Raw genomic sequence first — 14,177 nt, forward strand, 5'->3', positions numbered from 1 at the left:
GGGCGGCGAATGAACTTTATTCAAAACGGATCTGGCCGACAGTCAGGTCAATGTCGCCGCGCGACCCCGTGGGTCGAATTTCGCGGCGGCATACATTAACAGCTTTTGTGCGGTTAGCGGCTATTGACGCGCTGTTCAAGCAGCTCGCGATTGGACAGCGACACCAATTCGCCATCATCGGTCAGCAGCGTCGTCTTCACCGTACCGATTTCCTCGATATGCCCTTCGACCTCTCCAATCCGCACCTGCTGGCCCACTTGGTATAGCTCGCGCACGTATATGCCGGCCAGGATTTGCCCGGCGATTTCGCGACTGCCAAGGCCCATGGCCAAGGCAACAGCCAGACCAACGGTAATCAGCCCGATAACGATAACGTGGTTCAGCAGGTCGGTTTTCACTTCCAGCTGGCTGATGGCCACCGAGATGCTGATGATGATCACAAGGCCTTGGGTGATACGCCCCAGGCCCGCCGAGTATTCCAGGCCGATACCTTCGGCAGCGCCACGCACCAGGCCGTTGGCCACCTGCGCCAGCAGCACGCCGGCCAGCAGCACCAGGGCCGCGCCGAACACCTTGGGCAAGTACAGGGCGAGCATGTCGAGGGTCGCCGAAACCCGCTCCAGGCCCAGCGATTCAGCAGCCGAGACCAGGAAGATGAGCAGCACGAACCAGTAGACGATCTTGCCGATCAGGGTCGAGATCGGCACCTGGATACCGCCCCGGCCGAGCATCTTGGTGAGGCCGGTGCCGGCCATCAGGCGGTCCAGGCCAAATTTGGCCAACAGTTTGGACAGCAGCGTGTCGAGCAGCTTGGCCACCACGAAACCGAGCAGCACCACGACCAGCGCGCCGAACAGGTTGGGGATGAAGTTCGCTACCTTGGTCCAAAGGGCAGTCATCGCGGTGACCAGGCTCTGGGTCCAGAGATCGAGTTCCATATTCAATCGGCCTTATCTGCTTTGCTGCCGCTGGCAGCGTTGCGGGAAGAGTGTCGACGCACCGGCGCAACGTGCGCCGAGCCATTGTTCACGGCAATCAGCAGCGCCTGGCACCAGCGACCAAGCAGGCTGAACAGATCACCCGCGCCAACCTGGCGGTTGGCGGTTTTCAGCACGCGACCCAGGCAAGCGGCGTCGTCCCGGTCGTCCCGGTCATTGCCGGAGGGTGACGCCTTGAGCAGGTCACGCAGGGATTCTTCAAACGGATCGTGCATGGGCACCTCGCGCAGTGTCAGCAAGAGACGAGATGGCCGGGCAACGGGTCACACATCCCGTTGGGACGAATGTTTCAAATTGCACAGCTATACCCACCGCAACCGCCGGAACAGCCACCACTGCCCCACGGCCAACCCCAGCACGACAATGCAGGCGAACAGGAAGCCCAGAGGGTTTTCCGCCCCGGGGATGCCGCCGACATTGATGCCCAGCAGCCCGGTGACAAAGCTCATGGGCAGGAAGATGCAGGTAATGATGCCAAAGCGGTACATGGTGCGGTTCATCCGCTCGCTGCGCCGCCGGTCCTCGCTTTCCAGCACCAGCGCAGCGCGTTCGCGGGCCAGTTCCAGCTCTTCGAGGTAGCGGATCAGGCTGTTGTTGAGTTCATTCCAGTAATCGGCGTCGGCATTGGCGAACCAGCTCCATTTACTGCGCGACAACTGCGCGTAGATTTCCCGTTGCGGGGCGAGAAAGCGGCGCAAGCCAGCGGCACGGCGGCGGATCTGCTGCAGGCTGCCCTGCTCCGGGGTATACCGCTCGTCGGATTCGACCTTTTCTTCCTCCAGGTCGACCAGCTCGGCCAGGTCGCTGACCAGGCCCTGGACCTTTTCGGTCAGCAGTTCGCCCATCAACAGCAACAGCTCTGAGGCCGATTTCGGTCCCCTGCCCTGTTCCAGCAGCTGGAGAATTTCATCGCTGGCGCGCAAAGGCCTCAGGCGCAACGAGATAACCCGCTGCGCCTCGGCGAAAATGCGTACCGAAACCATGTCTTCGGGCTCGGCGCCCGGATTGAGGTTGACCCCCCGCAGGAACAGCAACAGCTGTTCGTCCGCCAAGGGCAGCAGGCGCGGCCGGGTGTTTTCTTCCAGCAGCAGTTCGCAGGCGAACTCGCTCAGGCCGCTGTCGTGCAACAGCCAGGTACGGGTTTGCGGATGGCTGCGGTCCCAGTGCAGCCACAGGCTTTGCTCCGGTTGCAGCTGCAGGTCATCCAGTTCGGTACGGGCAATCGAGCGCGCGCCGCCTTTGCCATCGAGCACCAGGGCATGCACTAGCCCCCACTGCGCGTTGTCTTCCTCTAACATCCAAGCTCCATCAGCGCGCGCGGCGCATTACTCCGGCATTTTCAGCGGGCTCGGCGAAACCAGCACGCCATTGTTGTCGGCATATACATACTCGCCCGGGCGGAAGGTTACCCCGGCGAAGGTCACCGCAACGTTGAGATCGCCGATACCGCGCTTGTCAGTCTTCATCGGGTGACTGGCCAGGGCCTGCACGCCGACATCGGTCTGGATCAACACATCGACATCACGCACACAGCCGTAGATCACCAAGCCTTCCCAACCGTTTTTTGCGGCTTTTTCGGCGAGCATGTCGCCAAGTAGCGCACGCCGCAGCGACCCCCCGCCATCGACCACCAGTACTTTGCCCTTGCCGTCGAGTTCAACCTGCTCCTTGACCAGCGAATTGTCCTCGAAACACTTGATGGTGACGATCTGGCCACCGAACGAATCGCGGCCACCGAAATTGCTGAACATCGGCTCCAGCACTTGTACCAGGTCCGGGTAGGCGTCACACAGGTCGGGCGTTACGTAATGCTGCATGGGAAGCTCCTGTCAGTCACAACGAAAGCGGGTATCGGCCAAGGCTACACCTTGGAGGCTGTCGCAGTCATCCGGGACCGGGCAGTCATTTGTATTCATCCTGTCTCGGCCCTTCCACGCGTGACCCGTTCCTGCACAGTAACGCGCCGTTATCCGGTGTAGGAGCGGGTTCACCCGCGAAGAGGCCATGACAGGTACAGCAAACTCAGCTGGCAGGCACAGGTTCCGCAACGACAGTGGACGCATGCACCGGCAGCAGCGGATTACGCAGCCAGCGCTCCACCAGCGGCCACACCTGCACCTGCGCGGCCTTGCTCACCAGCATGTCGACATGCCCGAAGGCCTCGAAGCCTTCCTCACGCCCCAGCCGCAGGAACTGCTTACGCTCGCCTCCCAACTGCTCAAACAGCTTGCGGCAGGCCCACACTGGGTCCTGGAAGTCCCCAGCGCCGGCCACCGCCAGCAGCGGCACATCCACCTCTGCCAGCCCCGCCCACCAATCGTGCTTCTTGTCGCCAAAGCGCCCGAACAGGCCGTGCCAGCGCATGCTCTCCAGGGCCAGGCCTATTGGCTCGTCTTCAGGCCCACGCTTGAAGCGTGGCCCGGATATCTGCCCCCAACGCTTGAGCACGAGCTTGGCACCCCAAGCCAGCGGTGGCACTTTCAACGGCCAATAGACACGGCTGATCTGGGTGCCGAACAGCGCCACGCTGGCCACCTGCTCGGCGGCCAGGAAACCACCCCCCAGCGCTGCTACCAGGGTGGTGCCACCCAGGGAATGGCCGGCCCAGTGCGGCGCCTGGCCCGACTGCTCGCGCACGAACGCGTTGATCAACGGCAGGTCATCACGGGCGTAGGCGGCAACGCTGTTGTGCTTCCAGTCCAGGTTACGCGGCGACAGGCCATGGCCACGCATTTCCGGGATCCATACATCGAAACCGGCGCGCGCAAGATAGGCGCCCAGGCCAACCCCTTTGGGCGAATACCAGAAGCGCCGATTGGAGAAACTGCCATGCAGGAGAATGACCGGCACGCCTTGGGCCTGGGCCTGATCGGCCAGCCCCAGACGGGTGATGGCGATCTCGACGCTGGGGTCCGGGCCATTACCGGCCTTGATCCGATACACGTCTTCGCTGAGATCGCCGCGGCGCTCGGCACTGAGCAGGGCCACGGGGAATAAAGTGCTGCTGCTTTGCATAAGGTTGCTTGGTGCACAAAAAAGGGCGGGATCCATTGCTGGAGCTCGCCCTGGAAAAAACCAGGCAGGAGGACGCCAGACGTCCTCCCGCGTTTCACTGCATCAGGCCGCGCCTTGGCCTTCGGCGAGGAAGAACCAGGTTTCGAGTACCGAGTCCGGGTTCAGCGACACACTTTCGATGCCCTGTTCCATCAGCCACTTGGCAAGGTCCGGATGGTCCGAAGGGCCTTGGCCGCAGATACCGATGTACTTGCCGGCCTTGTTGCACGCGGCAATGGCGTTGGCCAGCAGCTTCTTCACCGCAGGATTTCGCTCGTCGAACAGGTGGGCAATGATGCCCGAGTCACGGTCCAGGCCCAGGGTCAACTGGGTCAGGTCGTTGGAGCCGATCGAGAAGCCGTCGAAGTATTCCAGGAACTCTTCGGCGAGGATGGCGTTGGACGGCAGTTCGCACATCATGATCACGCGCAGGCCGTTGTCGCCGCGGGCCAGGCCATTTTCGGCGAGCAGGTCGACAACCTGGCTGGCTTCGCCCAAGGTGCGTACGAACGGCACCATGATCTCGACGTTGGTCAGGCCCATCTCGTTGCGCACACGCTTCAGTGCGCGGCACTCGAGCTCGAAGCAGTCACGGAACGATTCGCTGATGTAACGCGAAGCACCACGGAAGCCCAGCATCGGGTTTTCTTCTTCCGGCTCGTACAGCTTGCCGCCGATCAGGTTGGCGTACTCGTTGGACTTGAAGTCCGACAGGCGCACGATGACCTTTTTCGGGTAGAAGGCCGCCGCCAGGGTGCTGATGCCTTCTACCAGCTTCTCGACGTAGAAGCCGACCGGATCGTTGTAGCCGGCAATGCGCTTGTCGACGCTTTCTTTCAGGTCTGCAGGCAGGCCCGCATAGTTCAGCAGCGCCTTGGGGTGCACGCCGATCATGCGGTTGATGATGAACTCCAGGCGTGCCAGACCGACACCGGCGTTGGGCAGCTGGGCGAAGTCGAAGGCGCGGTCCGGGTTGCCGACGTTCATCATGATCTTGAACGGCAGTTCCGGCATGGCATCGACCGAGTTCTGCTTGATGTCAAAGCCCAGTTCGCCTTCGAAGATGAAGCCGGTATCGCCTTCGGCACAGGAAACGGTCACGCCCTGGCCGTCTTTCAGTACCTGGGTAGCGTTGCCGCAACCGACAACCGCCGGGATACCCAGCTCACGGGCGATGATCGCCGCGTGGCAGGTACGGCCACCGCGGTTGGTGACGATGGCGCTGGCGCGCTTCATCACCGGCTCCCAGTCAGGGTCGGTCATGTCGGAGACCAGCACGTCGCCCGGCTGGACCTTGTCCATTTCCGATACGTCGTTGATGACACGAACCTTGCCGGCGCCGATACGCTGGCCAATGGCACGGCCTTCGACCAGCACGGTGCCTTTCTCTTTGAGCAGGTAGCGTTCCATGACGTTGGCGCTGGAACGGCTCTTCACCGTTTCAGGGCGAGCCTGGACGATGTACAGCTTGCCGTCGTCACCGTCCTTGGCCCACTCGATGTCCATCGGGCGCTGGTAGTGCTGCTCGATGATCATGGCCTGCTTGGCCAGCTCGCTGACCTCGGCATCGGTCAGGCAGAAGCGAGCACGCTCGGCGCGGTCGACTTCGACGGTCTTGACCGAACGGCCGGCCTTGGCTTCGTCGCCATAGACCATCTTGATCGCCTTGCTGCCCAGATTGCGGCGCAGGATGGCCGGGCGCCCGGCCTGCAGGGTGTTCTTGTGCACGTAGAATTCGTCAGGGTTGACCGCACCCTGCACCACGGTTTCGCCCAGGCCATAGGCGCCAGTGATGAATACCACATCGCGGAAGCCCGACTCGGTGTCGAGGGTGAACATGACACCGGCAGTGCCGGTTTCGGAGCGGACCATGCGCTGCACACCGGCAGACAGGGCTACCAGCTTGTGATCGAAGCCCTGGTGCACGCGGTAGGCGATGGCGCGGTCGTTGAACAGCGACGCGAACACTTCCTTGGCCGCGCGGATCACATTATCGACGCCGCGGATGTTGAGGAAGGTTTCCTGCTGGCCGGCGAAGGAGGCGTCCGGCAGGTCCTCGGCAGTGGCCGAGGAACGCACGGCAACGGCCATGTTGTCGTTGCCGGCGGCCATTTCGGCGAAGGCCGTACGGATTTCCGAATCCAGGCGTGGCGGGAATTCGGCCTCCATGACCCACTGGCGAATCTGCGCGCCGGTCTTGGTCAGGGCATTGATGTCGTCCACGTCCAGCGCGTCGAGCGCAGCGTGAATCCTGTCGTTCAGACCACTCTGTTCGAGAAAATCGCGGTACGCCTGCGCCGTAGTGGCAAAGCCGCCCGGCACCGATACACCAGCACCGGCAAGGTTGCTGATCATCTCGCCCAGGGATGCGTTCTTGCCCCCCACATGCTCCACATCATGGACGCCGAGCTTATCGAGGGAAACTACGTACTCTACCAAGGTGATCTCTCCACTAACTGTGTTGGAAAAGCTCAAAAGGCGCCCGCCTGTCTTCTTTGACTTGGCCGGGCGTTTGTGGCCTGTACCTGGAAAATAGGCTCTGCAAATGTGGCAGAATGTCGACAGCCGCATTCGGCAAACCGAACTTATCATATCCAAGAATCGTCATCAGCTTAAGGCCCAGATCGCAAATGAAACGAACCGCGTTCTTCATCTCCGACGGCACGGGTATCACTGCCGAAACCCTGGGCCAGAGTCTGCTCGCGCAATTCGAGAGCATTCCCTTCAACAAATTCACCCGTCCTTACATCGATTCGCCGGACAAAGCGCGAGCCATGGTCCAGCAAATCAACGCGGCGGCCGAGCGGGACGGGGTTCGCCCGATCATCTTCGATACCATCGTCAACCAGGACATCCGCGAGATCCTGGCGACATCGAATGGCTTCATGATCGACATCTTTTCTTCGTTTTTATCCCCGCTCGAGCAGGAATTGATCGCCCATTCGTCGTATTCCGTGGGCAAATCCCACTCGATCGGCGGCAATTCCAACTACATGGAGCGCATCGAGGCGGTGAATTTCGCCCTGGATAACGACGATGGTGCACGCACCCACTACTACGACAAAGCCGATCTGATTCTGGTTGGCGTGTCGCGTTGCGGCAAGACCCCAACCTGCCTATACATGGCCATGCAGTTCGGCATCCGTGCCGCCAACTACCCGCTGACCGAAGACGACATGGAGCGCCTGCAGCTGCCGGCGGTGCTGAAAAAGCACCACAACAAGCTGTTTGGCCTGACCATCGACCCCGACCGTCTCACCGCCATCCGCCACGAGCGCAAGCCCAACAGCCGCTATTCCAGCTTTGCCCAGTGCGAGTTCGAAGTACGTGAGGTGGAAAGCCTGTTCCGCAGGGAGAACATCCCCAACATCAATTCCACGCATTTTTCGGTGGAAGAGATTTCGGCGAAGATCCTGGTCGAGAAAGGTGTGGAGAGACGGTTCAAGTAAACCTGTCCGGGCCCGCCCCCTGTAGGAGCGGGTTCACCCGCGAAAGGGCCAGCCCAGGCATACAAAAAAGCCCCGGCATCACTGCCGGGGCTTTGTTTTACCTGACTACAAGGCTCAGGACGGCACCGCCGCCGCCTGCCCGCTCATGGCCAGATCGACCAGCTCGCGGTTGGCCACCGCGTACATCGCATAGTCAATACCCGTGGCATTGCGCAGGTCGTCGAGCATGGCGCGCCAGCGCTCCACCATTCCCCGGTGCTGCTCTGCCCACAGTGCCACGCGGGCATCCATGTCTTCCGGTGCATCGGCCATCTGCAGGACCGAAATGGTGATCGCCCGCTGCTGCAAGTCGATATCGTCGCGGAATGCCTCGCGGGCCAGCGCCTGCCAGTTGTTTTCCACCGGCAGGTTGCTGATTTCCTGCAGGTACCAGGTCAGGTCCAGCGCGCTGCCCACGGCGAAGAACGCCTTGGCCACCTGCGCCGGCTCATGGCCGGTAACGTCGGCCGCTTCAATGATCGGCAGCAGGGTGTACAAGTGGCTGGTACCCGCCACCATACGCGCCAGCAACTCCGGCACACCGGCCTCGACAAAGCCCTGGTAGCGCACCATCCAGCGTTCGCGGGTGGGGCCTTCGAGCAGTTCATCAAGTTTCAGCCCCAACTGCGCGATCTTCGGCCCGAAGTGCGCGGTATCACGCCCGGCGTCCTGTTCGTTGCGGCGGCTACGCAGGAACCAGCGGGTGGCACGGCGGCCGAGACGCATCAGCTCGTCCATCAGGGTGAGCTGGATTTCTGCGGGCACCTGATAGTCCAGCGCCTCGATCTGGCGGAACCAGTGCGGCAGGTGGAAGATGTCGCGCACGATCACATAGGCCCCGGCCACGTTGGCCGGGCTCATGCCGGTCGACTCCTTCAGGCGCTGGACGAAGGTGATACCCATGTTGTTGACCAGGTCGTTGGCGATCTGGGTGCTGACAATTTCCCGTTTCAGGCGGTGGCGACGCATGGCTTCGGCAAACTTGCTGACCAGGGACGGCGGGAAAGCGGTATCCATGTCACGGGTCAGGTAGTCGTCGTCCGGCACCAGCGACTTGAGCAGTTGCTCCTTGAGGTCGATCTTGCTGTACGAGATCAGCACCGACAGCTCGGCGCGGGTCAGCCCATGGCCGGCAGCCAGGCGTTCGGCCAACTGTTCCTCGGACGGCAGGAATTCGATGGCGCGGTCAAGTTTGCCCCGCGCCTCAAGGTCGGCCATCAGGCGCTTGTACTCGGCAATCCGCTCGCGGGCGCGGCGGGCGGCCAGCGACAGCGCCTGGGTCTGCTTGTAGTTGTTGCCCAGCACCAGCCCGGCCACTTCGTCAGTCATGCTGCCCAGCAGCTGGTTGCGCTGCTTCTCGGTCATGTCGCCACCCTGCACCACTTCGTTGAGCAGGATCTTGATGTTGACCTCGTGGTCGGAGCAATCCACGCCGCCGGCGTTGTCGATGAAGTCGGTGTTGGTGGCGCCGCCGTTCAGGCCGAACTCGACGCGGCCGAGCTGGGTCATGCCCAGGTTGCCGCCCTCGCCCACTACCTTGCAGCGCAGTTCGTTACCGTTGACCCGCAGCGCATCGTTGGCCTTGTCGCCGACATCGGCGTGGCTTTCAGTGCTGGCCTTCACGTAGGTACCGATACCGCCGTTCCACAGCAAGTCCACCGGGGCCTTGAGCAGCGCGTTAAGCAGCTCGGTCGGGGTCAGTCGGTCGGCTTCGATGGCGAAGCGTTCCTTCATCTGCGCACTGATGGCGATGCTCTTGGCACTGCGCGGGAAGATCCCGCCGCCTTCGGACATGATGCTGGTGTCGTAGTCGCTCCAGGCCGAGCGCGGCAGGTCGAACAGGCGCTTGCGTTCAGCGAAGCTGGAAGCGGGCTCCGGGTTGGGGTCGATGAAGATATGCAGGTGGTTGAACGCTGCCACCAGTTGCAGCTTGTCGGACATCAGCAGGCCATTGCCGAACACGTCGCCGGCCATATCGCCCACACCAATGACGGTGATCGGGTCTTCCTGCACGTTGATGCCGCGCTCGCGGAAGTGGCGCTGCACGCCCACCCAGGCACCGCGCGCGGTAATGCCCATCTTCTTGTGGTCGTAACCGGCCGAGCCGCCGGAAGCAAAAGCATCGCCCAGCCAGAAACCGTAGTCGATCGCGATGCCGTTGGCGATGTCGGAGAAGGTCGCAGTACCTTTGTCCGCCGCTACCACAAGGTACGGGTCGTCATCATCATGGCGCACCACGTTGGCCGGCGGTACCACGCCACCGTCCTTGAGGTTGTCGGTGATGTCGAGCAGGCCGGAAATGAAGATGCGGTAGCACGCCACGCCTTCGGCAGCAATCTCGTCACGGCTGCCGCCAATCGGCAGACGGCGCGGCAGGAAGCCGCCCTTGGCGCCGACCGGCACGATGACCGAGTTTTTCACTTGCTGGGCTTTGACCAGGCCCAGCACTTCGGTGCGGAAGTCTTCTTCGCGGTCGGACCAGCGCAAGCCGCCACGGGCGACGTTGCCAAAGCGCAGGTGCACGCCCTCGACGCGTGGCGAATAGACGAATATCTCGAACTTTGGCACCGGCTTGGGCAGTTCGGGGATCAGCTTGGGGTTGAACTTGAAGCTGAAGTACGACTTGTTCTGGCCGTTTGCATCGGGCTGGTAGAAGTTGGTACGCAGGGTGGCCTTGATCAGGTCCAGATAGCGCCGCAGGATGCGGTCTTCGTTGAGCACCTGCACGTCGTCCAGCGCAGCCAGAATGGCCTGCTCCAGGCGCTGCTGCTTGTCGTCAAGGTCGTCCTGGGTGAGCTTGCGCGCCAGGTAGAAGCGGGTCTTGAACAACCGGGTCAGCTCGCGAGCGATATCGGTGTGGTTGTTCAGGGTGCTGGCGATGTAACCCAGGTCAAAGCCCAGGCGAATCTGCTTCAGGTAACGGGCGTAAGCGCGCAGCAATGCCACGTCGCGCCATGGCAGGCCGGCAGTCAGTACCAGGCGGTTGAAAGCGTCGTTCTCGGCGTCACCACGGACGATGTGGATGAAGGCGTCCTGCAGGGTGTCGTTGAGCTGCTGGATGTCCAGGCTCAGGCCTTCGCTGTAGGTGAAGGCGAAGTCGTGGATCCAGTATTCGCGGCCATTGGCATGGCGCAGGCGATACGGGAACTCGCCGAGCACGCGCAGGCCAAGGTTTTCCAGAATCGGCAGCACATCGGACAGCGCCAGCGGGGTGTCGGCGTGGTAGAGCTTGCAGTGCAGGGTGCGCTCGCCAACCTGGGTCAACGGCTGATAGAAGCTCATTGCCAGCGGCTTGCTTTCCGACAGGCTCAGCACATGCTGCAGGTCGACTACCGCCGAGTGCGCGGCGAAGCGCTCGCGGTACCCGGCCGGGAAGCCTTTGGGGAAATCGGCGAGGATGTTGGTGCCCTGGGCTTCGCCGAAGTTCTCCACCACCAGTGCCGAGTAATCGTCATGCCACGAGCGGCAGGCCTGGATGACTTCGCGCTCCAGTTGCTGCGGGTCGATGTCGATGCGGTTCTTGGGGTCGACCCGCAGAATCAGTTGCACACGGGCCAGAACCGATTCGGAGAAGAAGGTCCAGAACTCGCAGTCGCTGGCCTTCAGGCGCTCCATCAGCACCTGCTGGATCTTCTGCCGCACTTCGGTGGAGTAGATTTCCCGCGGGACGTAGGCCAGGCAGTAGCAGAAGCGGCCGTACGGGTCTTTGCGCAGGAACACGCGGATCTTGTTGCGCTCCTGGATTTGCACGATTGCCATGACCGTGCTGAACAGCTCGTCGATCGGCGTCTGGAACAGGTCGTCACGCGGCAGCACTTCCAGCACCTGGGCCAGTTCCTTGCCCAGGTGAGCCTTGGGATCGAAGCCCGAACGGCGCTCGACTTCGGCCACCTTCACGCGGATGTACGGAATGGCATGCACGCTTTCGCCATACACCGACGAGGTGTACAGCCCCATGAAGCGGTGCTCCTTGATGACCTTGCCGTCGGCGTCCAGCTGACGGATCGACACGTAGTCCGGATAGGCCGGGCGGTGCACGCGGCTGGGCAGCGCGGCCTTGGCGAACGACAGCAGCAGCGGCTCGTTGAGGTAGGCCACAGCGTAGTCTTCGATGCGCAGCTCTTCTGCGGTCAGGCCCACGCGCAGGCGGCGTGGCAAGCCGAGGAACGACTGCCCGTCGTAAACCATCTGGCCGCCATCGGCGTCGCCCTTGACGGTGAATTCTTCATAGCCCAGGAAGGTGAAGTGGTTATCCAGCAGCCACTCGAGGAAGGCCTTGACTTCGCTCTTTTCGTTTTGGGCAGGGCCAAAGGCGGTCTGTTCTACCTGCGCCACCACGTCACGCAGTTTGGCCTTCATCGGTTCGAAGTCGGCCACCACCACCCGTACCTCGGCCAGCACCTGCTCGATTTCGCGGGTCAGCACTGTCAGCTCGGCGGCATTGGCGCAGCGGTCGATCTCCAGATACATCAGTGACTCGTAGCACACGCCCTCGCCCTGGGTACCCTTGGGCAGCAGTTCCAACAGCTCGCCTTTGGCGCCACGGCGCACGCTGAGCACGGTGGTTTGCAGGGTGTGGATGCTGTAGCCACGGCGGTTGAGCTCGGTGCGCACCGAATCGACCAGGAACGGCAGGTCGTGGTGCAGCACTTCGACCACGGTATGGGTCGACTGCCAGCCATTGCGTTCGTAATCAGGGTTGTACACCCGTACTTGCGGATATTCGGGGTCGAAACGCTCGATGATGCGCCAGGCTGACAGGGTGCAGCCGGCCAGGTCGGAAAGCCTGCGTTGGGTGAGTTCGTCCAGAGAGATGATGCCGAAGAACTGCTCGGCGAACAGCGCCACTTGTGGCAGGGACTGCTCGCTGATGTGCTGCGCCAGGGCCGCTTGCAGTTGATGCTGGAAGTCGGCTTTGCTGGCTGCGGTGAAGAACGCCATCTGTGGTACTCCGCTTGGGCTTTGTAATAATTGAAGCGTCGCTGCGTGCGCCGTGTACGGATCAACGATAGCCAACCCGTGGCATGGCGGACGGTAAAAAACCAGACGTTGAACGTGCGCAGGCACGCCCAGGGCTCGCCGAAGCTTAACGACTGATCGGTCATCTACGCTTGCAGCGCTGCGACAATTTCGGTCAAGGGGGGGTAACTTTACGTTTATGCCTGTACGCAAGACTGTCAGAATCCCCTTCCGTTTCCTTTGATTCGAGCCTGCTCATGCAAATCAACACCGCCCTGCTGTTCGCCACCCCTTGCGATGACGAGGAAGACAACATGGCGACCCTGTGTTGCCACAGCGACAAAGGTCAGATGTTCCTGCTTACCCGCTACCCGGACGAGGACACCGTCGACCTGACCCTGGATGATGAGCCGTCGACGCTGGATGGTCTTAAAGTGACCCTGAGCGCCAAGCGCCTGCTGATTGAAGTGGCGGCCGGTGACCGGGACGCGCTGAAGGGGGATGAAGTGCTGGAGATCAACCTGACCAGTGAGTTGAGTGACATGGATGAAGTGAAGGAAACCCTTGAAAACATCCTGGCCGGTACTGGAACCTTGGTCTGCGAGCTGTAGGAGCGGGTTTACCCGCGAAGCAGGCACTGCGGGGATGGCATGGAATCTGAGCGCCCCGCAAAGCCCTAGCCCAATGCTGCCTGCATTTCTTGCGCCTGCACCCGCAACGCCTCGCAAAACGGCTCCACCGCTGCCGATGCCGGCCGATGGTCCGGGCGTATCAGCATCACCTGATACGGCACCGACACCCGTAACCGGCGGATCGGCAACCCGCCTTGCGCCGCCTCCAGCCCGCTCAGCGGGTTGATGATCGCCACCCCCAGGCCTTGCCTGACCATGGCGCACACCGAAGCTGCACTGGTGGTTTCGATCACCGTGCGGCGGTTGACCCCGGCCGCACGAAAGTGCTGATCCAGACGCTGGCGGTAGGTATCCAGACTGGCCAGGTTGATGAAATCGACCTCATGGAAATCACTCAGCTCCAGTTCAGCCTTCACTTGCAGCGGGTGATGCTCGGGCAACACGCACACCATGTTGGCACTGAACAGCAATTCACCATACGCGCCACGTGGTATCTGTTCGACTTCAGTCAGGCCAAGGTCATGCTGCTGGGCAACCAGTGACTCCTCCAGCAAAGGCGACTCCTGCGCCAGAATGCTCACGCTCACGCCGCTGTGCTGCTGGTGAAAGCGCTGGCAAGCCTTGGGCAACAAGGTTTGCGAGAACAGCGGCAAGCAGGTGATGGCCAGCCGGCCCTGCTCGAAGTTGCGGATGGCCTGGGCAAAGCGATCGATCCGCTCCAGCCCGACGTAGGCGCGCTCGACCTCCTCGATCAGCAGCAACGCCTGGGCTGTGGCCACCAGACGCCCTCCCTCACGTTCGAACAGGTTCAGGCCAGTCACCTGCTCCAGCCGCGCCAGTTCGCGGCTGACGGTGGGCTGCGAGGTGAACAACAGGCGCGCCGCCCCTGTGACGCTACCGGCCGCCATAATGGCGCGGAACACTTCGATGTGGCGAACGGACAGTTTCACGGCAATACCCGGAGAGTCGACAATGGGCATATCAGATATGAATAGCTGGCAGAAGAATAGCTATTTTTCTGAATTCACCCTTTGGCGCATCCTCGT

At 61.9% G+C, this 14,177-nt stretch carries 10 protein-coding genes; 2 read left to right on the forward strand and 8 right to left on the reverse strand.

Annotated elements, in window-relative coordinates; translation table 11 throughout:
• Positions 1-113: 113 nt before the first annotated feature.
• The 6 genes from GST84_18345 to ppsA all read right to left on the reverse strand — a co-directional run bounded on the left by GST84_18345 (position 114) and on the right by ppsA (position 6,491).
• On the reverse strand, positions 114-938 hold the full coding sequence (locus GST84_18345) for a mechanosensitive ion channel (GenBank protein ID XGB14186.1): 825 nt from the start codon (positions 936-938) through the stop codon (positions 114-116).
• 2 nt (positions 939-940) lie between these two features.
• Positions 941-1,213 (reverse strand): CrfX protein, encoded by a 273-nt coding sequence (locus tag GST84_18350; GenBank protein XGB14187.1) that lies wholly within the window; start codon positions 1,211-1,213, stop codon positions 941-943.
• A gap of 87 nt (positions 1,214-1,300) precedes the next feature.
• On the reverse strand, positions 1,301-2,296 hold the full coding sequence (locus GST84_18355) for a zinc transporter ZntB (GenBank protein ID XGB14188.1): 996 nt from the start codon (positions 2,294-2,296) through the stop codon (positions 1,301-1,303).
• A 27-nt stretch (positions 2,297-2,323) separates the two neighbouring features.
• On the reverse strand, positions 2,324-2,815 hold the full coding sequence (locus GST84_18360) for a putative 4-hydroxy-4-methyl-2-oxoglutarate aldolase (GenBank protein ID XGB14189.1): 492 nt from the start codon (positions 2,813-2,815) through the stop codon (positions 2,324-2,326).
• A 205-nt stretch (positions 2,816-3,020) separates the two neighbouring features.
• Positions 3,021-4,049, reverse strand: a complete 1,029-nt coding sequence (locus tag GST84_18365) for an alpha/beta fold hydrolase (protein ID XGB14190.1) — start codon at positions 4,047-4,049, stop codon at positions 3,021-3,023.
• Positions 4,050-4,115: 66 nt separating this feature from the next.
• The gene (gene ppsA, locus GST84_18370) at positions 4,116-6,491 is read right to left on the reverse strand and encodes a phosphoenolpyruvate synthase (protein XGB14191.1); all 2,376 of its coding nucleotides are present in this window, start codon (positions 6,489-6,491) and stop codon (positions 4,116-4,118) included.
• 191 nt (positions 6,492-6,682) lie between these two features.
• On the opposite strand from ppsA, the gene ppsR reads away from it, so the two are divergent.
• Positions 6,683-7,501 carry a pyruvate, phosphate dikinase/phosphoenolpyruvate synthase regulator gene (ppsR, locus tag GST84_18375; GenBank protein ID XGB14192.1) on the forward strand — a complete coding sequence of 273 codons (819 nt, stop codon included), beginning with the start codon at positions 6,683-6,685 and terminating at the stop codon, positions 7,499-7,501.
• Positions 7,502-7,615: 114 nt separating this feature from the next.
• Here ppsR and GST84_18380 read toward each other — a convergent pair whose 3' ends face one another.
• Entirely contained in the window at positions 7,616-12,481 is a 4,866-nt protein-coding gene (locus GST84_18380) for an NAD-glutamate dehydrogenase (GenBank protein ID XGB14193.1), read from the reverse strand.
• Between the two features lie 275 nt (positions 12,482-12,756).
• Here GST84_18380 and GST84_18385 point away from each other — a divergent pair, with 275 nt between their 5' ends.
• Positions 12,757-13,110 carry a hypothetical protein gene (locus tag GST84_18385; protein ID XGB14194.1) on the forward strand — a complete coding sequence of 118 codons (354 nt, stop codon included), beginning with the start codon at positions 12,757-12,759 and terminating at the stop codon, positions 13,108-13,110.
• 65 nt (positions 13,111-13,175) lie between these two features.
• On the opposite strand, the gene GST84_18390 is transcribed toward GST84_18385, so the two are convergent.
• Positions 13,176-14,081 carry a LysR family transcriptional regulator gene (locus GST84_18390; GenBank protein ID XGB14195.1) on the reverse strand — a complete coding sequence of 302 codons (906 nt, stop codon included), beginning with the start codon at positions 14,079-14,081 and terminating at the stop codon, positions 13,176-13,178.
• Positions 14,082-14,177: the final 96 nt, after the last annotated feature.

The organism is Pseudomonas putida, from assembly GCA_041879295.1.
Classification (GTDB): domain Bacteria; phylum Pseudomonadota; class Gammaproteobacteria; order Pseudomonadales; family Pseudomonadaceae; genus Aquipseudomonas; species Aquipseudomonas putida_Y.

Bases quoted from the DNA above. Each gene is read 5' to 3' on its own strand.
- GST84_18345 (XGB14186.1), bottom strand. From the start codon at position 938: ATGGAACTCGATCTCTGGACCCAGAGCCTGGTCACCGCGATGACTGCC.
- GST84_18350 (XGB14187.1), bottom strand. From the start codon at position 1,213: ATGCACGATCCGTTTGAAGAATCCCTGCGTGACCTGCTCAAGGCGTCA.
- GST84_18355 (XGB14188.1), bottom strand. From the start codon at position 2,296: ATGTTAGAGGAAGACAACGCGCAGTGGGGGCTAGTGCATGCCCTGGTG.
- GST84_18360 (XGB14189.1), bottom strand. From the start codon at position 2,815: ATGCAGCATTACGTAACGCCCGACCTGTGTGACGCCTACCCGGACCTG.
- GST84_18365 (XGB14190.1), bottom strand. From the start codon at position 4,049: ATGGATCCCGCCCTTTTTTGTGCACCAAGCAACCTTATGCAAAGCAGC.
- ppsR (XGB14192.1), top strand. From the start codon at position 6,683: ATGAAACGAACCGCGTTCTTCATCTCCGACGGCACGGGTATCACTGCC.
- GST84_18380 (XGB14193.1), bottom strand. From the start codon at position 12,481: ATGGCGTTCTTCACCGCAGCCAGCAAAGCCGACTTCCAGCATCAACTG.
- GST84_18385 (XGB14194.1), top strand. From the start codon at position 12,757: ATGCAAATCAACACCGCCCTGCTGTTCGCCACCCCTTGCGATGACGAG.